This window comes from Bradyrhizobium sp. UFLA03-84, assembly GCF_002289535.1.
GTDB lineage: Bacteria > Pseudomonadota > Alphaproteobacteria > Rhizobiales > Xanthobacteraceae > Bradyrhizobium > Bradyrhizobium viridifuturi.
The window spans coordinates 189,467-207,578 of sequence record NZ_NSJY01000013.1 but is presented as its reverse complement, the minus strand read 5'-3'; the positions used below and the strand labels follow the sequence as shown (position 1 = coordinate 207,578).

At 64.6% G+C, this 18,112-nt stretch carries 24 protein-coding genes; 9 read left to right on the top strand and 15 right to left on the bottom strand.

The annotated features are described in order from the left end of the window. Positions 1 to 60 precede the first annotated feature (60 nt). Together CK489_RS15035 and CK489_RS15030 are read right to left on the bottom strand one after the other, a co-directional pair. On the bottom strand, positions 61 to 594 hold the full coding sequence (locus CK489_RS15035; RefSeq protein ID WP_095733643.1) for a hypothetical protein: 534 nt from the start codon (positions 592 to 594) through the stop codon (positions 61 to 63). Positions 595 to 602: 8 nt separating this feature from the next. Continuing rightward, positions 603 to 2,045: an LVIVD repeat-containing protein gene (locus CK489_RS15030; protein ID WP_245350378.1), complete on the bottom strand. Its 1,443-nt coding sequence runs from the start codon at positions 2,043 to 2,045 to the stop codon at positions 603 to 605. A gap of 120 nt (positions 2,046 to 2,165) precedes the next feature. Between CK489_RS15030 and CK489_RS15025 the strand changes: the two genes are divergently transcribed. From CK489_RS15025 to CK489_RS15010, 4 genes are read left to right on the top strand one after another with little or no spacing between them, the layout of a single operon-like run. Further along, positions 2,166 to 2,480, top strand: coding sequence for an ArsR/SmtB family transcription factor (locus tag CK489_RS15025; protein WP_028343393.1), 315 nt, complete (start codon positions 2,166 to 2,168; stop codon positions 2,478 to 2,480). Continuing rightward, complete coding sequence (locus CK489_RS15020; RefSeq protein WP_095732796.1) at positions 2,473 to 2,937, top strand: SRPBCC family protein; 465 nt, start codon at positions 2,473 to 2,475, stop codon at positions 2,935 to 2,937. The genes CK489_RS15025 and CK489_RS15020 overlap by 8 nt, the downstream gene beginning before the upstream one ends. Further along, entirely contained in the window at positions 2,930 to 3,397 is a 468-nt protein-coding gene (locus tag CK489_RS15015; protein ID WP_095732795.1) for an SRPBCC family protein, read from the top strand. The genes CK489_RS15020 and CK489_RS15015 overlap by 8 nt, the downstream gene beginning before the upstream one ends. Before the next feature lie 32 nt (positions 3,398 to 3,429). Next, the gene (locus CK489_RS15010) at positions 3,430 to 3,945 is read left to right on the top strand and encodes an SRPBCC family protein (protein ID WP_095733641.1); all 516 of its coding nucleotides are present in this window, start codon (positions 3,430 to 3,432) and stop codon (positions 3,943 to 3,945) included. Positions 3,946 to 3,948: 3 nt separating this feature from the next. Here the strand turns inward: CK489_RS15010 and CK489_RS15005 are convergent, their stop codons facing one another. The 9 genes from CK489_RS15005 to CK489_RS14965 form a co-directional block, all read right to left on the bottom strand. After that, on the bottom strand, positions 3,949 to 4,752 hold the full coding sequence (locus CK489_RS15005) for a DUF2189 domain-containing protein (protein ID WP_095732794.1): 804 nt from the start codon (positions 4,750 to 4,752) through the stop codon (positions 3,949 to 3,951). A gap of 180 nt (positions 4,753 to 4,932) precedes the next feature. Beyond that, complete coding sequence (locus tag CK489_RS15000; RefSeq protein ID WP_095732793.1) at positions 4,933 to 5,367, bottom strand: hypothetical protein; 435 nt, start codon at positions 5,365 to 5,367, stop codon at positions 4,933 to 4,935. 3 nt (positions 5,368 to 5,370) lie between these two features. Beyond that, positions 5,371 to 5,739 (bottom strand): nuclear transport factor 2 family protein, encoded by a 369-nt coding sequence (locus tag CK489_RS14995; RefSeq protein ID WP_095732792.1) that lies wholly within the window; start codon positions 5,737 to 5,739, stop codon positions 5,371 to 5,373. 84 nt (positions 5,740 to 5,823) lie between these two features. Then, positions 5,824 to 6,294, bottom strand: coding sequence for a MarR family winged helix-turn-helix transcriptional regulator (locus CK489_RS14990; protein ID WP_050628866.1), 471 nt, complete (start codon positions 6,292 to 6,294; stop codon positions 5,824 to 5,826). Positions 6,295 to 6,326: 32 nt separating this feature from the next. Next, the gene (locus CK489_RS14985; RefSeq protein ID WP_050628865.1) at positions 6,327 to 7,937 is read right to left on the bottom strand and encodes an acyl-CoA synthetase; all 1,611 of its coding nucleotides are present in this window, start codon (positions 7,935 to 7,937) and stop codon (positions 6,327 to 6,329) included. A gap of 57 nt (positions 7,938 to 7,994) precedes the next feature. Beyond that, positions 7,995 to 9,515 carry an FAD-dependent oxidoreductase gene (locus CK489_RS14980; protein ID WP_095732791.1) on the bottom strand — a complete coding sequence of 507 codons (1,521 nt, stop codon included), beginning with the start codon at positions 9,513 to 9,515 and terminating at the stop codon, positions 7,995 to 7,997. A 65-nt stretch (positions 9,516 to 9,580) separates the two neighbouring features. Beyond that, positions 9,581 to 10,048 (bottom strand): hypothetical protein, encoded by a 468-nt coding sequence (locus tag CK489_RS14975; RefSeq protein WP_095732790.1) that lies wholly within the window; start codon positions 10,046 to 10,048, stop codon positions 9,581 to 9,583. A 15-nt stretch (positions 10,049 to 10,063) separates the two neighbouring features. Beyond that, positions 10,064 to 10,519 carry a GatB/YqeY domain-containing protein gene (locus CK489_RS14970; protein ID WP_050628862.1) on the bottom strand — a complete coding sequence of 152 codons (456 nt, stop codon included), beginning with the start codon at positions 10,517 to 10,519 and terminating at the stop codon, positions 10,064 to 10,066. 58 nt (positions 10,520 to 10,577) lie between these two features. Then, positions 10,578 to 11,279, bottom strand: coding sequence for an alpha/beta fold hydrolase (locus CK489_RS14965; protein WP_095732789.1), 702 nt, complete (start codon positions 11,277 to 11,279; stop codon positions 10,578 to 10,580). Positions 11,280 to 11,440: 161 nt separating this feature from the next. Here CK489_RS14965 and carA point away from each other — a divergent pair, with 161 nt between their 5' ends. The 4 genes from carA (at position 11,441) to CK489_RS14945 (ending at position 15,102) form a co-directional block, all read left to right on the top strand. Then, positions 11,441 to 12,634 carry a glutamine-hydrolyzing carbamoyl-phosphate synthase small subunit gene (gene carA, locus CK489_RS14960; RefSeq protein WP_095732788.1) on the top strand — a complete coding sequence of 398 codons (1,194 nt, stop codon included), beginning with the start codon at positions 11,441 to 11,443 and terminating at the stop codon, positions 12,632 to 12,634. A 147-nt stretch (positions 12,635 to 12,781) separates the two neighbouring features. Further along, complete coding sequence (locus CK489_RS14955; RefSeq protein ID WP_095732787.1) at positions 12,782 to 13,279, top strand: PaaI family thioesterase; 498 nt, start codon at positions 12,782 to 12,784, stop codon at positions 13,277 to 13,279. Positions 13,280 to 13,405: 126 nt separating this feature from the next. Next, entirely contained in the window at positions 13,406 to 14,506 is a 1,101-nt protein-coding gene (locus CK489_RS14950; protein WP_095732786.1) for a mandelate racemase/muconate lactonizing enzyme family protein, read from the top strand. Positions 14,507 to 14,577: 71 nt separating this feature from the next. Then, positions 14,578 to 15,102 carry a hypothetical protein gene (locus CK489_RS14945; RefSeq protein WP_095732785.1) on the top strand — a complete coding sequence of 175 codons (525 nt, stop codon included), beginning with the start codon at positions 14,578 to 14,580 and terminating at the stop codon, positions 15,100 to 15,102. Between the two features lie 153 nt (positions 15,103 to 15,255). On the opposite strand, the gene CK489_RS14940 is transcribed toward CK489_RS14945, so the two are convergent. The 4 genes from CK489_RS14940 to CK489_RS14925 are packed head-to-tail and all read right to left on the bottom strand — an operon-like array spanning position 15,256 to position 17,620. Continuing rightward, positions 15,256 to 15,645, bottom strand: coding sequence for a DUF302 domain-containing protein (locus tag CK489_RS14940; protein ID WP_095732784.1), 390 nt, complete (start codon positions 15,643 to 15,645; stop codon positions 15,256 to 15,258). A gap of 15 nt (positions 15,646 to 15,660) precedes the next feature. Then, positions 15,661 to 15,864: a YgaP family membrane protein gene (locus CK489_RS14935; RefSeq protein WP_050628856.1), complete on the bottom strand. Its 204-nt coding sequence runs from the start codon at positions 15,862 to 15,864 to the stop codon at positions 15,661 to 15,663. Positions 15,865 to 15,893: 29 nt separating this feature from the next. Next, positions 15,894 to 16,337, bottom strand: a complete 444-nt coding sequence (trxC, locus tag CK489_RS14930; protein ID WP_050628855.1) for a thioredoxin TrxC — start codon at positions 16,335 to 16,337, stop codon at positions 15,894 to 15,896. Further along, positions 16,334 to 17,620 (bottom strand): NAD(P)/FAD-dependent oxidoreductase, encoded by a 1,287-nt coding sequence (locus tag CK489_RS14925; RefSeq protein ID WP_095732783.1) that lies wholly within the window; start codon positions 17,618 to 17,620, stop codon positions 16,334 to 16,336. Before CK489_RS14925 ends, trxC begins: the two co-directional genes overlap by 4 nt. Positions 17,621 to 17,725: 105 nt before the next feature. Here CK489_RS14925 and CK489_RS14920 point away from each other — a divergent pair, with 105 nt between their 5' ends. After that, positions 17,726 to 18,034, top strand: coding sequence for an ArsR/SmtB family transcription factor (locus CK489_RS14920; protein ID WP_198960928.1), 309 nt, complete (start codon positions 17,726 to 17,728; stop codon positions 18,032 to 18,034). Positions 18,035 to 18,112 lie beyond the last annotated feature (78 nt).

The window sequence follows — 18,112 nt, the reverse complement described above, 5'->3', positions numbered from 1 at the left end:
CGCCGAAGGCGGCCTATGCCTCTCCCCGCAGGCGGGGCGAGGTGAATGGGAGCGCGGCGCTCAACGCCCTTCCATGGCCGCGGCCATCCACGTTCTGATCTCTCGCCCCTCCAGAAACTTCAACGTCGTTTGCTGGACCCGCGCGGCATCACCACTCCCCTGCGCCGCCACCGCCATCAGATCGCAGCGATGCGACACCGCGATGCCGATCGCGGTGCGGTGGCCATCGAGATCATAGGCCCTGATCCGTCCCGGCATGTCCGCCACCCGCACGGCGTCGCCCGCCTTGTGCGGAACAAACCGCGGGCTGATCATGTCGACATCGGCGACGCGGTCGACCTCATCGTCATCGGCGACGCCGCTGTCGCAGTTGCAGAAGCCGAGCTTCGGCCTGAGATAGACCTCGAGCTCGGTGCCGCACTCCGTGGAGCCGCAACGGAAGGCACGGCCGGCGGGCCAACCGTCGCGCGGGAACGGCCAGGCGATCTCGCGCCACTGCGCGGCCCGCGGCGGCGCCATCTCGTAACCGGCCACGGCCGAGAGGCCGCCGAGCGCCAGGAACATCGCCACGATGAGCGGCCACGAGCGCGTCATGAAAAAGCTCACGGCAGAGCGGCGACCGCGCGTGCCGCGCCCGTCAGTTCGAGGATGTGCAGGCCGGTATTGGCGCGGTCGACCGCGTAGATGTAGCCGCGATCGTCGGTCTCGACATTGTTGGTCTGGATCGCGACCTTGCAGCGCGCCCTGCCGTCGATGGTGACGCAGCGCTTGTCGGTCGCCGCGGTGATGGCGGGAATGAAGTAGCCGACCTCTTTGGGGTGATAGGGATCGCGGATGTCGAGCGCGCGGACACCGGCGTTGAAGAAAGCGATGAAGGCGAGTTTCTTGTAATAGATCGGCGCCATGCTCTCGTTCGACGAATGCGAGCCGAACCGGCCGCCGCGCTCGCAGAACCCGCCAGAGGCTTCCGGTACGGTGTAGCTCGAGATCATCATCGGCTGCGCCTCGGTGGTCACGTCGGCGAACCACACCATCTGTCGCGCTTCGCCGCATTCATTCTGGATCGCCTCGTCCACGATCATCACGATGTCGCGGGTCTTGCCATCCTTGTCGTGCGCGAATTCCGCGATCGGCATGCCGGGCATCGGGAACACCGTATGCGCGCCGTTCATCGCCGACAGCGGCATTCGTGCGATCTCCGGGAATTTCAGATTGTCCGGCGTCGGGTCCTTCGGCCCGTTCAGAAGCTTCTCGCGATCGACGATCTGCAGGAAGCCGCCCTTGTTGGTGCCGTAGCCGAAATAAACCCGGTTGCCCTGCGGCCCGGTCGAGATCGGGCCGTGCAGTTCGGTCGGCACCGCGCCGGTCGCGCCCGGCTCCTGCCCGGGCAGACCGAAATCCCTGATCTTCACGGGATGCACGGGATCGGAGAGATCATAGATTTGCGTCATGCGACGGGTGCGCCAATCCGGCGCGCCCGAAACCAGGTAGGCGATGCCGGTGTTGCACTCCCAGAAATTCTTGTGCGTGTCCTTTAGCCCGTCACCGATCCGGGCGAGCAGCACGGGATTGGCGGGGTCGGCCACGTTCCAGATCTCATGCGCCTCGCTGCCGAAGGTGCGCAGCATGTAGACCGCGTTGCGATCGCCCTTCGGCAGGTCTTTGCCGTCGCAGACCCGCACCATCTGCGCGCCGCCGGATTCGTACTTGCCCTCCTGGCCCGGGATGTGCCGCAGGTACTTCGGATGCGCGGGATCGGTGACGTCGACGATCGAGGTGCCATTTGGTTCGGGCTTGCCGGTCATCGGGTTGACCGGATCGGGATTATTGTCGGTGCCGCCGTGATGGCCGATATAGGCGATCCAGCGATCGCCCTGGTGATGGATGGTCGGCTGATAGGCGCTGCGCGCCTGCAGATCGTTGGTTCCAACCAGCCTCATGTTGGAGGCTTCTGGCGGATCGCCGATCTTCTGCTGGGCGCTCGCACCATGTGCGAACAGAGCGAGAAAGAACGTGCAGCAAACCGCCGTAACGCGACCACCCATGCGCACCACCCCGAGTTCCCTGCCAATCTGCGTTGGCTGCGCGTGACGCTAGCACGGCGATAACAATGCCAAAACACACGCTCTTGACATGCAACCATTTGGTTGCCTATTATCCAACCCATGGATGAGGTCTTCAAAGCGCTCGCGGATGCCTCACGGCGGACGCTGCTTGACCGGCTTCACGATCAGAACGGGCAGACGCTCGGCGAGCTCTGCGACGGGCTCGACATGACGCGTCAGGCCGTCACCAAGCACCTTGTGATTCTCGAAGAGGCAAACCTCGTCACCACGATCAAGCATGGTCGCGAGAAGCTGCATTATCTCAACCCGGTTCCGATCCATCAGATCGGCGAGCGGTGGATCAGGAAGTTCGAGCGCGGCAAACTCGCCGCGCTCAGCGAATTGAAGCGACAATTGGAGAAGCGTGATGAGTAAACCGGACTACGTCTACGTCACCTATATCGAGACCACGGCCGAGAAGCTGTGGCACGCGCTGACATCGAGCGAGTTCACCGAGCGCTTCTGGTTCGGTTATCGCGCCACCTCCGATTGGAAGGTCGGCTCGCCGCATCATCTCAGCAAGGACGGCCGCCGCGCCGTGCAGGGCGAGGTGCTGATCGCCGATCCGCCCAAGAGGCTGGCTTACAGCTGGGACGTGGTGAAGGAAGGCGTCGAGCGCGAGCAGGTCTCGCGCGTGACCTTCGACATCGAGCCACACGGCGGCATCGTCAAGCTGACCATGACGCACGACAATCTCGGCCCGAAGACGCTGCGCGACATCTCCGGCGGGTGGCCGATGGTGATCGCGAGTCTGAAGAGCTTCCTGGAGACCGGGCGCGAACTGCCGGCCGAACTGCTCACGAGCGGCGCCAGGGAGCCCTACCATGCCTAAGCCCGAATTCACCTACGTCACCTACATCGAGACCACGCCGGAGCAGCTGTGGGATGCGCTGACCTCAAGCACGTTCACGCGGCAGTACTGGTTCGACACCGAGCTGCAATCGGACTGGAAGGTCGGCTCGCCGCTCGCGCTGGTGATGAGCGGCAAGACCACCGACACCGGCGAGATCCTCGAGGCCGACCGGCCGCGGCGCCTTTCCTACACGTTCAAGCACGAGGCCAACCCCGAGTTGCGCAAGGAGCCGGCAACCAAGGTCGTGTTCACGCTCGAGCCGTTCGGCAAGATCGTGGAGCTGACCGTGACCCATGAGGGCTTCGGCGTCGGCAGCAAGCTGCTCGACGGCATTTCCAGGGGCTGGCCTGCGATCCTGTCCGCTCTCAAGAGCCTGCTCGAAACCGGCAAGGCGGTCGCGATCCCGCCGGCCGCGCTCGGAATCGACGGCTTCGAATGACAATGAAGATCTATCGAAGGACACGTGCGGACATGAACATCGAGACATTCAAACCGGCGATCGTCTACGCGATCTACATCGCTTCCACCCCGGAGAAGGTGTGGCAAGCGTTGACGGACGCCGAGTTCAGCCGGCAGTACTTCTCCGGCAACGCGGTCGAGGTCGATCTTCGCCTCGGCGGCGCCTACATCGTGCGCACGCCGGACGGCGCCGTGCACATCTCCGGCGAGGTGATCGAGTGCGATCCCCTGCGGCGGCTGACCGTGACCTTCAACGTCAACTGGCCGCAGCTCGTCGAGAAGCTCGGGCCGACACTCGTCACCTGGGAGATCGAGCCGGCCGGCGACGGCGTCAAGCTGACCTTGCTGCAATCGCATGACCGCCCGATCAGCGACGACATCCTGTCCGGCGGCCGCGCCGGCTGGCCGGCGATCCTCTCCAGCCTGAAGAGCATGCTGGAGACCGGCAAGGCGATGGTGATCCCGATGCAGCCTCCGCAGCGCATGATGGCGGCACTGAAGGAATTGGGGATTCCGATGCCGACCTGAGGTTCACTCCCTGCGCAGGATCGGATCCGCAAGGGAGCCGACCGGGACCACGATGCGGCGGTAGAGATGCCAGGTGGTGTGGCCCAGCACGGGTATCGTCACGAGAAGTCCGAGGAAATACGGGACCACCGAGACGATCAGCAGCGCGACGATCACCGCGGCCCATCCGATCATGGGCAGCGGGCTCGTCACCACCGCGCGCACGCTCGTGATCATCGCGGTGACGAAGTCGACCTCGCGATCCAGCAGCAACGGGAACGATATCACCGTCAGCGAGAACAGGATCAGCGACAACGCCGCGCCTTCCGCATTGCCGATGGCGAGGAACAACAGGCCCTCATTTGTGGTCAGCACCACGGTCAGAAAGTCGTGAAGGCTGGCAAAGGAGGCGCTGAGCCCAAGGATCAGGGCGATCAACAGCCTCACCTGGTACATCCAGATGATGAAGACGAACAGCGTGACGAACGCCATCCAGCCGATTTCGCCGCGCGAGCGCAGCTTCGACCATATCGCGCCGAGCGTGATCGGCTCACCCGTTTCGCGACGCCTGCTGATCTCGTACAGCCCGATCGCGACGAACGGGCCGATCAACGCAAAACCCGCGGCCAGCGGATAGGCCAGATAGACCATGCCGAGCGCCGTCAGGCACAGCAGGATCGCGTTGCCGCCGAGCATGTAGATGGCGCCGAACATCAAACCGTAGAGCGGGACTGCCTGGAAGTCGCGCAGCCCCTGGCCAAGCGCTTCCGCGATATCAGCCACGCGGATCCTGCGCACCACCGGATCGAACTTGCCAGAGACGGACATCAACCCTGCCGCGAATGATTGAGTGCACATCGATGCAGGTGATCGCGCGAGCCGCATTGACGCGGATCAATACTCCGACAGGTGCCGCGGGCTGCACCGCAGCACGGCCTGCGCCTTGATGGACCCGGGCGGATCGGATCGGGAAGCGCCGATCAGCCCCCGGGCGATGCGACTGAATCGCTACGCGAGCAGGAGGGCGACGACGAGATTGGCGACGAACAGAGTTGCGTCGATGACGAAGATCCGCAGCATCGGCCCCTTCAAGACTGGCCAGTAGGCGACCCCGACGCGTCCGCCGCGCATCACGACGGGCAGATTGTAGGCGAACTGGCTGAAGTGACACGCCGCGAAGAACAGGAACAAGGCAAGCTGTGCCTCCGCCGCTTGAAAGAACGGCGGCCTTGCCAGCAGCAAATACAGCGATAGCAGGCCGATCGGCAGGTTGATCCCGCCGAGAAACGCGACGCTGGCCGACAAAGTCGGCGCAATCGGATTTCCGCGCTCCTCGCGCGGGACCAGGATCTTCAGCGTGTTGCGCTGGGCGATGCTGAACTGGACGAATGCGGCGCAGAACCAGAGTGCATTGAGCAGCAGGACAAAACTCGAAAATCGCATCGGCTATTTTCCGTAGAAGGCTTCGCTGCGCACCACACGGCCGGCAGCGTCGAAATCCATGAACTCGCTGGCACGCGTGTCGCCCAATTGCCACCACACCGTCAGCCGCGCGATCGTTTCGTCCCAGCTCCAGTTCAGGATCTTGAGGTCGGCGCTCCCGATGCTTCCATAGGCCTTGCGCCAGTAGGCGCGGATGTTCTCGACCCCTGCGACCACAGGGGCGTCAGTCAATTTCAGCGCCAACGGGCTGCGCATCTCCGCATCCTCGGCAAAGTGCGCGACGACGGCGTCGATATCGACCTTGCACCAGTTGGCGCACCACGCCTCGACGAAACGTCCGGCCGCTTTACGATCCATGATCTGCTCGCCCATGCTGCACGCCCTCCCTGCGGCGTGACCGCAGGAAGATTGCCATGGCGCAATCCTCAGGTCAATTATGTTGACGTTAGGATGCCGCTAGTTGTTGTCGGCGATCGCTTCCATGACCGCCATCCACGCGGCGGCGCCGGGCGCGCCGACGCGATCGAAGGCGTCACGGAGGACTTTCCGCTCGTGGCTGGACGCGGTCTGTTCGATTTTTTGCCCTGCTGCCGTCAGGCGCAGCAATTTGGAACGATGCTGCTCGGGCGAACGCTTCGCCGCCACGAGCTTGCGCTCCAGCAATAATGCGAGCGGCCGGTTCAAGGCTTGCTTGGAGATGCCGAGCACCTCGATCAACGAGCCGATCGAGATGTCGGGCCGCCGGGCAACAACGTAGAGAATGCGATGGTGCGGACGCGACAGGCCAACCGTGTCGAGATATTGATCGGCCGATAGCGTCATCCCGCGCCAGCCGTAATACATCAGCTCCAGCGCCGCATCCAGTTCGTGGAGTTTCCTAAGCGAGGCGCGATGCAGGCCCGGGACCTGGGAGGCGGTTTTTTGCATGTATCTATCGTGACGAACTTGCCGGAAGGAATCTAGCCCAGCGCCCGCAGCTCGCGCCTCAGCACCTTGCCGGTGGCGGTCATCGGCAGGCTGTCGGCAAACTGCACGAAGCGCGGATATTCGTGGGCGGCGAGTTGCACCTTGACGAACTCCTGGATCTCGCGCGCCAGCGCGTCACTCGCGGCATAGCCCGGGCGTAGCACGATCCAGGCCTTGATCGATTCGGTGCGGATCGGATCGGGAATGCCGACCACCGCCGACATCGCGACCGCCGGATGCTTCATCAGCGTGTGCTCGATCTCGGACGGACCGACCCGATAGCCGGCCGTGGTGATGACATCGTCCTCGCGGCTGACGTACCAGAAATAGCCGTCCGCATCCTGCACGCCGAGATCGCCGGTCAACAGGAATTCGCCGGCATATTTCTTCGCGGTAGCCTCGGGATTGCGCCAGTATTCGATCATGGTGCAGGGGCACGGCTGGCGCACGCCGATGATGCCGCGCTGCCCGCGCGGTAATTCCTCGCCCTTGTCGTTGACGATCCGAACATCGAAGCCCGGCGTCGCGCGGCCCATCGAGCCCGGGCGGATCGGAAACAAATTGGAGTTAGAGCCGATCACGAGATTGCATTCGGTCTGGCCGAACACCTCATGGGCGTCGATGCCGAAGGTCTCGCGTACCCAGCCGAGCAATTCGCCGCCGAGCGACTCGCCGCCGGTGAAGATGCTGCGCAGCCTGACGCCGGAATTCTTCACGCCGGCCTGCCGCATCAGCTTCAGCGCGGTCGGCGGCAGGAACACGTTGCGGATACCGAGCTCGGCCATCATCTGCATCGCCGCCTGCGGCTCGAACTTGCGGGCGCGGTGACCGACCATCGGGATGCCGTGGTACCAGAACGCGAACAGGCCGTTGATCAGGCCGCCGATCCAGGCCCAGTCGGCGGGCGTCCACATCAGGTCGCCCGGCCTGGGCAGGAAGTTGTGGCACATCTCGACATTCGGCAGATGGCCGAGCACGACGCGCTGCGCATGCAGCGCGCCCTTCGGATTGCCCGTGGTGCCCGAGGTGTAGATGATCAGCGCGGGATCGTCGGCGGAGGTGTCGACCGTGGTGAATTCCGGCGACGCCGAAGTGATCGCGCTCCAGAACGATTTGGTTCCGGGCGGCGTTTCTTCGCCGACGATGTAGATGCTCTTCAGCTCGGGCAGACGATCGCGGATCTTTGCGATCTTCTCCCAGCCGGCCTGATCGGTGATCACGGCTTTCGCCGCCGAGTTCGACAGGCGGAATTCGAGCGCGTCCTCGCCGAACAACGCGAACAGCGGGATCGAAATCATCCCTGCCCGGAACGCGGCGAGATGCGCGACCGGCAATTCGAGCGATTGCGACAGGAACACCGCGACGCGATCGCCGCGCATCAGGCCGTCGGCGATCAGCACATTGGCGAAGCGGCGCGAGGCGTCCGCGACCTCGTCGAACGAGGTACGCGTGATAGCGCCATCCTCGTCGACATAGATCAGCGCCAGCCGGCCGGTGCCATCAGCATGACGATCGCAACACGCGGTCGCCATGTTGAAGCGCGCGGGGACGTCCCAGCGGAAGTTGCGATAGAGCTCGTCGTAGGTTTTGGCTTCCTGAAGCATGGCCGCAGATTAGAGCATTGCCGCCGGACCACAAACCCTTCCTTGAGGAGAAAGCGGTCAGGCCGCCTTCCGCTCCATTGCAACTTCGGCCTTGAGGCTGTCGAGGTCGCGATAGATCGACGCGACCGCCAGCACGCGCCCGCCGCGCTTGTAGCGGAGCACGCAATCCCTGCCGGCGATGCTGCCGTCCACCGCGATCTCGTCCCACTGCTCGGCGTGGCCGACATAGTTGATCGGCACGTCGTAATGCTGGCTCCAGAAGAACGGCACCGCATCGAAGACCTCGCGCTGGCCCAGCATATTCCGCGCGGCGGTCTGGCCCTGGCGCTCGGCGACCACCCAGTGCTCGACCCGGATGTTCTGGCCGCTGTGCGGATCGGGCCAGCGCGCGATATCGCCGGCCGCATAGACGCCGGGAGCGCTGGTCTCGAGATGGGCGTCCACCGTCACGCCACGATCGATCGCGAGCCCGGCCGCTTCCGCCAGCGCCAGCCGCGGCTTCACGCCGACACCGACCACGACGAGATCGGCATCGAGCACGGGCCCGCTCTTCAGCTGCGCGCGCTTGCCGTCGATCGCGGTCACCGTGTCGCCGAGGTGGAAGACGACGCCATGCTCCTCGTGCAGGGCGCGGACGAAATCGCCCATGGCGGGCCCGAGCACGCGCTCCATCGGCCGCGCTTCCAGCCCGACGACGTGAACCTCGATCTCCCGTGCGCGCAGCGACGCCGCGACCTCGAGCCCGATGAAGCTTGCACCGATCACGACTGCACGGCGCGCGCCGCTGGCCGAGGCGATGATCGCCCGGCAATCGTCGAGACTGCACAACACGTGAACGTGCGGCTGGTCGGCGCCCGGGATCGGCAGCCGCACCGGCTCCGCGCCGGTCGCCAGCAGCAGCCGGTCGTAGGCGAGCGTTTCGCCGCTGGCGAGCACGACGTCGCGGCGGCCGGTGTCGATCGACTTGACCTCGGTCGCAAGCTTCAGGTCGATCGCCGTGTCAGTATAGAAATCGTCCGGCTTCAGCGGCAGCCAGTCTTCCGGCGCGCTACCGGCGAGGAAGTCCTTTGACAGGTTCGGCCGGTCCACCGGCGGTGCGGTCTCGCTGCTGAGCATGACGATGCTGCCGCGGTAGTCCTGCCGTCGCAGCATCTCGGCGGCGGCAAAGCCTGCCGCGCCGCCGCCGACAATCACGATCCCGCCGGGCACATCGACCACGCCATTGATGCGGGGTTTCGGCTGCGCACGCTTCTCGCGCACGATGATGCGATCGCCCTCCCGCTCGACCTTCCAGATGGCGAGCGCATTGAACGCGGGCGCGGCGGTCGCTTCGCCGGTGCGAATGTCGAAGCAGGCGTGATGCCAGGGGCAATGGACGGTCTCGCCCTCCAACAGGCCGTCGGCGAGCGGTCCGTGGTAATGGCTGCAATGCGCGTCGATGGCGAAGATATCCGCCCCCGAGCGCACCAGCAGGACCGCCTCGTCGCCGACATGGCCGAGCAGCATCGCGCCCGGAAAGTCGGAGAGGCCCACGCCTTGTGTCAGATCCGGACCGGAAGGAGCTTGCTGGTCGGCCATGGCCTGTCTCCAGTTTATCCAGAACTTCGCAACGAGGCGCCGCTTTCACGGGGACTTTGTCGCTATCAGCTTCCCTGCATGTAGCGGACCGGGTTCTCCTGATCCGCCTTGAAGATATCGGCGGCCTCGGCGAACAGCGCCGCGACAGCGGGCGCCTTCAGATCAACAAACGCCTCGAAGCTGAAATTGTTGCCGCCCGCGCGCAATTCGCCGAGCTTGCCCGCGTAGCAGGACACCAGCGGCTTGCCGCCGCGGGTCACCGCGACGTAGATGCTGATGTAGTTCTTCTGCAGCGCCACCCCGATCACCGGCCAGGCCGCCGTCTTGCCGGACTTGATCGCGTAGCGAAACTGACCGTAGCCGATCATGTTCATGCGCATGCCGGCCTCGCCGGCCGGCGTGCCGGCATGAAAGTGCCGCTTCAGCGACGGCGCGGCCTTGCGCATCACCGCATGGACCTGCTCGAGGTCCGCGGTCCGCGCGGGATCAAAGGCGAGATAGGCTTCCAGGCTGTCCGCGGCGACACGAAACATCGGAAGCCTCCGTCGCTAACCCGCGAGTGCCGCCTTCACCAGGCCGCTGGCCTTGCCGAAATCCATCTGGCCGGCGTATTTCGCCTTCAAGGCGCCGATCACCTTGCCCATGTCCTTGATCCCGGCGGCACCGGTCTCGGCGATGATGGCCGAGATCGCGGCCTTCACATCGTCGTCGGACATCTGCTTCGGCAGATAGGCCGAGATCACCGCGATCTCCGCGCGCTCCTGGTCGGCGAGCTCGGCGCGGCCGCCCTTGTCATAGAGCTCGACCGATTCCTGGCGCTGCTTGATCATCTTCTGCAACAGGCCGAGCAGATCGGCATCGGAGAGTGGCGGCTTGCCCTGCCCGCGCGCGTCGATGTCGGCGTTCTTGATGGTCGAATTGACCATGCGCAGCGTGGAGAGCTTGCGCTCGTCCTTCGCCTTCATCGCTTCCTTGACCGCAGTGTTGATCTCGTCGCGCAGCATCTCTGTATCCTTGAACCAGTAATCCCCTCATGTAGGCAGTTTACGGTGGCAGAACAACCTAGTTCCGCAACCACTCAACCAGCGCATCGGCGCAGGCCTGCGGCTGCTCCAGCTGCAGCAGGTGACCGCAATTGGGGATCACGACGAGCTTGGCCCCGGGAATGCCGTTGGCCATCTCGTCCGACAGCGAATTCGGCACGGTGTTGTCGGTATCCGACGTCAGCACCAGGGTCGGGCACTTGATCCAGGCCATGCTCGGCCGCGAATCCGGCCGGCTGAGCACCGCATTCTGCTGGCGGATGAAGGCCTCCGCACCGACATCCTCGCTCATGTCATAAACAGTCCGGCGCAGGCCCGGATCGCCCTGCCGCGACGGATGCACGAAGCCCGGAAACAGCTCGTCGACCACGTCCCGATATTGCCCGCCCCGGGCGCGCTCGATCATGCCGCGGCGGCGCGCGGTCGCCTCCGGCGTGTCGGCCCGCGCCTGGGTGCTCATCAGCGCCAGCTTCGCGACCCGCTCGGGCGCCTGCCGCATGATCTCAAAGGCGATGTAGCCGCCCATCGAATGCCCGGCGAGGGCAAAGCGCGGCGGCGCTTCGGCCAGGATGCGGCGGGCGATCGCCCCCATACTGTCGTCCCTGACGTGGTTGGCGACCGTGACCGGCCCGCACCGCCACAGCGCCGGGATGACCGGGGTAAAGATCCGCGGTGAGCAGATGAGGCCCGGGACGAGCAGGATCGGCATCGTATTGTCCATGCGGGAGCTCCGGACCGGGTCATTTTCGGCAAGCAAACGGCCGCTTCAGGGAACTTTAGATTAAAAGGCCGTTCCGGCCTGTCAAATCGGCCGGGATTGCCGTGTGAATCCGCGCCCTTTCGCTTTGACGCCGCAGCGTGCGGCCTCTATTTAAAGGGCTCATGACAACATCCGAAAACGCTCCCGCCTGGCCGGACCACAAACCGACCGCGCTCCTTGTGCTCGCCGATGGTACCGTGCTGGAAGGCTTCGGTCTCGGCGCGGAAGGCCACGCCGTCGGCGAGGTCTGCTTCAACACGGCGATGACCGGCTATGAGGAGATCCTCACCGATCCGTCCTATGCCGGCCAGATAATCACCTTCACATTCCCGCATATCGGCAATGTCGGCACCAACGAGGAAGACATCGAGACGGTGAACATGGCCGCGACGCCCGGCGCGCGCGGCGTGATCCTGCGCTCGGCGATTACCGATCCCTCGAACTACCGGGCCACCCGCCACCTCGACCAGTGGTTGAAGGCGCGCGGCATCATCGGCCTGTCCGGGATCGACACCCGCGCGCTGACCGCGCTGATCCGCTCCAAGGGCATGCCCAATGCGGTGATCGCGCATTCCAAGACCGGCGAGTTCGACCTGCACGGCCTGAAGGAAGAGGCCCGCGAATGGCCCGGCCTCGAGGGCATGGACCTGGTGCCGATGGTCACCTCCGGCCAGCGCTTTACCTGGGACGAGACGCCGTGGGCGTGGGGCAAGGGTTTCGGCCAGCAGACCGCGCCGGAATTCAACGTGGTCGCGATCGACTACGGCATCAAGCGCAACATCCTGCGCCTGCTCGCCGGCGTCGGCGCCAAGGTGACCGTGGTGCCGGCAACGACGGCGGCCGAGGACATCCTGGCGATGAAGCCGGACGGCGTGTTCCTGTCGAACGGCCCCGGCGATCCCGCCGCGACCGGCAAATATGCCGTGCCCGTGATCCAGAAGGTGATCGCGTCGGGGACGCCGACCTTCGGCATCTGCCTCGGCCACCAGATGCTCGGCCTCGCCGTTGGCGCCAGGACCATGAAGATGCATCAGGGTCACCACGGCGCCAATCATCCGGTCAAGGACGAGACCACTGGCAAGGTCGAGATCACCTCGATGAACCACGGCTTTGCGGTCGACCAGGCGACGCTGCCCAAGGGCGCGACCCAGACCCATATCTCGCTGTTCGACGGCTCCAATTGCGGCATCGCGCTCGAAGGCAAGCCGGTGTTCTCGGTGCAGTATCACCCTGAGGCCTCGCCCGGCCCGCGCGACTCGCACTATTTGTTCCAGCGCTTTGCCGATCTGATGCGGCAGAAGAAGCAGGCCGCGTAACCCGCAGCCTTCGGCGCAGTCCTTCAAGAATACCCCATGCCCGGACCATCAGGTCCGGGCATGATCTTTTGTCACGCCTTGCCTGAGCGGACGCTGCCAAGCTACTCGTCATAAGATGACGATCATCACGCAGCAGGATTGCCCGACATGAGCGACAGCGCCACCCCGAAGCCCACCTACGGTGTCTCCTCGATGGAGGTGATGGCGTCGATGCCGGGGCTCGACTTCGTGCGCGGCATCTTCGCCCGTGCCCTGCCGGAACCGCCGATCATGGAGAACGTCGAACCGTTCGACTGCACCGCCGATCAGGGCCATGTGGTGATCCACAGCATCCCGGGCCTGCGCCACTACAATCCGATCGGGTCGGTGCATGGCGGCTACGCCGCGATCCTCTTGGATTCCGCGATGGGGCTTGCGGTGCAGACCACGCTGCCGCAGGGGTTCGGCTACACCACGCTGGAGTTCAAGATCTCCTTCGTCCGCGGCATGAGCCAGGACACCGGCACGATCCGCACCGAGGGCCAGGTGCTCAACGCCGGCCGCCGGGTTGCAACCGCCGAAGCCCGGATCAGCGACGGCAAGGGCAAGCTGATCGCGCATGCCACGACCACTTGCCTGGTGTTCGAGCTTCCCAAGAATACCTGAACGCAATCGCGTCTTCACGCATTGGAGGCATGACGAAGCGCGCTGGATCGCCGCCTGCACTCTGTGATTGAGTTTCCCTTATCCGAGATCAGGCAACATGATCCGGCATGGATAAGGGAAACCCCGATGAAATCAGCCAGTTCCGACATGACCATCCGCGACATCCGCGTGACGATGCTGCGGCTGCCCTGGGCCGACGATCCCTGGCTGAAGGGCGCAGCGCTCGGCGCGACGCGCGACATCCTGATCTGCGATGTCGAGACGTCAGGCGGCATCACCGGCATGGGCTATCTGTTCGTGTTCCGCCCGGCGATGCAGTCGATAGCGGCCTGCCTCGACGAGTGCATCATCCCGCGCGTCATCGGCAAGGACGCCAGCGCGATCGAGGCGATCTGGCGCGATCTGTGGACCGCGACGATGACCTATGGCCGCGGCGGCATCGCCGCGATGGCGATGTCGGCACTCGACATCGCGCTGTGGGATGCGCTGGGAAAACGCGCCGGCCTGCCGCTGCACCGGCTGTGGGGGCACTATCGCTCGGAAATCCCGGTCTATGGTTCCGGCTGCTTCCGTGGCGCCGGCGGCGACGGGATGATCGAGAAGGCGCTGCATTTCGTCAAGCAGGGCTACAAGGCGATCAAGATGCAGGTCGCGCACGTTCACACCCCGGCGCAGGACCTCGACAATGTGCGCCGCATGCGCGAGACGCTCGGGCCCGACATCGACATCATGATCGACGTCAACATGGGCTGGAGCGCCGATGTCGCGATCGAGATGGGGCGCAAGTTCGAGAAGTACGATATCTACTGGCTCGAGGAGCCGGTACCGGCCGATGATTTCGCCGGCTATCAGCGCATCGCGGCGGCGCTGGACATGCGCGTCGTCGGCGGCGAGACGCATTTCACGCGCTACGATCTGCGGCCGTTCTTCCTCAATCCCTGCCTGCCGATCCTGCAACCCGACCCGATGCGCGGCGGCATGACCGACCTGCGCAAGATCGCGACGCTGGCGGACACGTTCGGCATCACCATCGCGCCGCATCTGTTCCCCGAACTCAACGTGCATCTTCTCGCCTCGATCCCGAACGGCATCTGGTGCGAGAACATGGCGCTGATCGACGACCTCTGGGTCGATCCGCCGGAGATCGCCAACGGCACGATCACCGCGCCGGAGCGGCCGGGGCACGGGCTCAGATTCAAGGACGAGGTGTTGAAGTTCAAGATCTAGCGGGAACGGCTTCCGGGCCGACGGCTTGTCGGTCATGATATCGCCGCCGCGCGCAACGCTGGAGAGCCGCCATGCCGGTCGTGAGTCCCGATGCCGAGCCCCAGACCTTCGTCTTTCAGGACGACGGCCTGGTGCCGAACAATCCGATGCCGTTCCTGGTCTACAAAGGCGCGGTCGACGTCGGCAGCAATCCTGAGGCTACGATCGAGCAGTTGTTCGGCAGCAATGGCTGGGGCGCGATGTGGCGCAACGGCGTCTACGATTTCGCGCATTACCATGCCACCGTGCACGAGGTGCTGGGCGTCGCGCGCGGCAGCGCACGCGTGCAGTTCGGCGGCGCGCATGGCCGCGCGCTGGAGATCGCAGCCGGTGACGTCGCGATCCTGCCGGCCGGCACCGGGCATCAATGCCTGTCCGCGAGCAGCGATTTCAGCGTGGTCGGCGCCTATCCGCCGGGCCCGCCGATGGACCTGCAACGGCCGACGCCCGAGAGCCACGCGCGCGCACTGAGGACGATCCCGCTGGTCGCGGTGCCCGCGACCGACCCGGTGCTGGGCAGGGACGGGCCGCTGCTGCGGCTATGGAAACGCGCCTGACGTACGGATCAACGGGTTTCGCTCACGTGTAGGGCTGCATTCACCGCGCCGGAATGCGCGGCATTGCCACACAGCCCTGCAGCCAGCGATCGCCATATCTTGTCGCCGATCGCGAAATAAATTGGCGCCGCTTCGCGATCCGCTGCGACTGCCTCAGGCGATATCAGCAACGACTTGCTGCAGGAGGCCGCGAACCTTGTCGGCAACGGTGCCGAGCTTGCGGTTCTCGATCGCACTCATCGAAGCCACGGGATCGACCGCCGAAATCTCGACCTTGCCGCCTTCGTGCTGCTGGACCACCACGTTGCAGGGCAGCATGGTGCCGATCTTGTCCTCCAGCGTAAGCGCTTCGTAGGCGAGCTTCGGGTTGCACGCCCCCAGGATCAGATACGGGCGGAATTCGGCGCCGATCTTCTTGTTGAGGGTGTCCTTGACGTCGATCTGCGTGAGCACGCCGAAGCCGTTGTTCTTCAGCGCGGCCGTCGTGGCCGCAACGGCCGCATCGAACGGCATGTCGACCGTTTTCGAGAAGTGGTATGTCATCGCTCTCTCCGGAAGTTAGCTGAACGCGCATCCGCCGCGCAATCCTAGCCTCTTGAACACCATCGCCGCAGGGCAGAACCCGGTGAAAGACGCCTGGATCATGTTCAGCCCGGCAAAGGCCGTCAGCAGGTACCAATAGGCGTTGACGTAGGTGCCGAGCGCGAGGCCGAGCAGAACGACGCTCCCCGCGAAGGCTAGAACGGCCTTGTCGATATTCATGGCAAAACTCCTCTTCGGTTTCAGTGGCATCAGGAACGGCCGAGGCCGGCCTCGGTCCAGGCAACGATGCTGCGTGCATCCATCACCCCGGAATGACGTGCGATCTCGTGGCCGCGGCGCATCAGCAACAGCGTCGGAATTCCCGTGATGTTGAGGCGAGACGAGGTCGCGGCGGCGCGATCGGAGTTGAGCTTGAGCAGCCGTACCCTCGGCTCGAGCTGTTGAGCCGCCCGTTCGAACATCGGCGCCATGGCGCGGCACGGACCGCACCACGGAGCCCAGACGTCGACCAGCAGAGGAACGTCGCTGTTCGCCAGCTGACGCGTAAAGCCCTCCTCGTCGACCTCGATCGGATGGCCGGTGAACATCGGCTGATGGCAGGAGCCGCAGCGCGCGCCATCAGCGGCACGCCCGGCCGGCAGACGGTTGGTCCGCCCGCAATGTCCACATACGATCTGAGACGTCTCGCTCATGTCCCGGTACGGACCTCCTTGATCTTGGCGATGTTGAGCTTGTCGAGCACAAACCGCTCATAGAACGGCTCGCTCTCGCCGCGCCGCATCTTGCGGAGAAAGTATTTTTCGAATGCGACCTTGGCGTAGTGCACCCACTCGCCCTTCGAGGACCAGTTGACGTTGCGCGGCGGGATCTGCGGCTGCGCCAGGAAGGCGACGCCGGAATCGCCGAAGTCGGCGAGGCAGATCGCGTTCCAGGTCGGCTGTGTCGTCGGCGCCCTGCCCTTCAGCAGCGCGCCGATGTTCATCGCCGCCGCCGTCACCATCGACTCGATCATGAAGCCGGTCTTCGGCACGCCCACCGGCACGGCAGTCGTGCCGACCGGCGCGATCGCCACACAGACGCCGACCGCGAAGACGTTGGGGAAGGCTGGATTGCGCTGATGCTTGTCGACGATGACGAAGCCGCGCGGATTGGTCAGCTTGTCAATGCCGCGAACCGCCTCGACGCCGCGGAACGCCGGCAGCATCATCGAATAGGCAAACGGCAATTCGTGGGTCTTGCGAACCGAGCCGTCTTCAGCCACTTCCTCGACCAGCATTTTGCCGGCCTCGACCGCCTTGACCCGGGCATTGGTGATCCACTTGACGTGCTTCCCGCGCATCTCGCTCTCGAGCAGGCCCTTGGTATCGCCGACGCCGTCGAGGCCGAGATGGCCGATATAGGGCTCCGACGTGACGAAGGTCATCGGGACCTGGTCGCGCAGCTTGCGGCGCCGCAGCTCGGTCTCAAGAATGAACAGGAATTCGTAGGCTGGTCCGAAGCACGAGGCGCCCTGCACCGCGCCGATCACCACCGGTCCGGGATTGGCGGCCAGCCGCTCGAACGCCTCCCTTGCGTGCGACGCGTGGTCGACATGGCAGATCGACTGGGTGTTGCCTTGCGGCCCGAGCCCCGGAATTTCGTCGAAGGCAAGCTCCGGCCCGGTCGCGACCACGAGATAGTCATAGTTCACCGACGTACCGTCGCCGAGCTCGACGCGATTTTCCGCCGGATGAACGCGCTTCGCGCCTTGCGTCAGCAGGCGGATGTTCTTGCGCTTCATGATCTCCTCGAGATCGATCTCGATCTCCTCGCGCTTGCGCCAGCCGACCGCCACCCACGGGTTCGACGGGACGAAGTGATAGACGGCCCCCTGCGAGATCACACTGAGGCGATCGTCCCTGCCCAGCTGCGGCAATAATTCATAGGCCATCAGCGTGCCGCTGAGGCCGGCTCCGATCACGACAACTTCCGCCATGCGCACCTCCTCTGAACATCGCCGGCTGTCCCGGCCATTCGATAATGGTTGACTATATATTCATATATTCGTATATACGCAACTATGAATATCGATATCGACATCATGGAACGCGCGGCCGACCAGGCCGGCAATCTGCTGAAGGCGCTTTCCAACCGCCACAGGCTGCTGATCATCTGCCAGCTGATCGACGGCGAGCGATCGGTCGGCGAGCTCGCCGAATTTCTCGATCTGCGTGACTCCACGGTCTCTCAGCATCTTGCGCTCCTACGCAAGGATGGCCTGGTCTCCGCTCGCCGCGACGGACAGACGATCTTCTATTCGATCGCGAGCGAGCCCGCGCGGAAGGTCCTGCAGGCGCTCTATGAAGCCTACTGCGCTCCGGCGGGCATCAAACGAAAACGAACATTATGACCCCCGCGACCGTCATACGTTGAGCAGGATCAACGTCGCCGCGACGGCGCGAAGATAAGAAATGAGCCGCGCACCGCC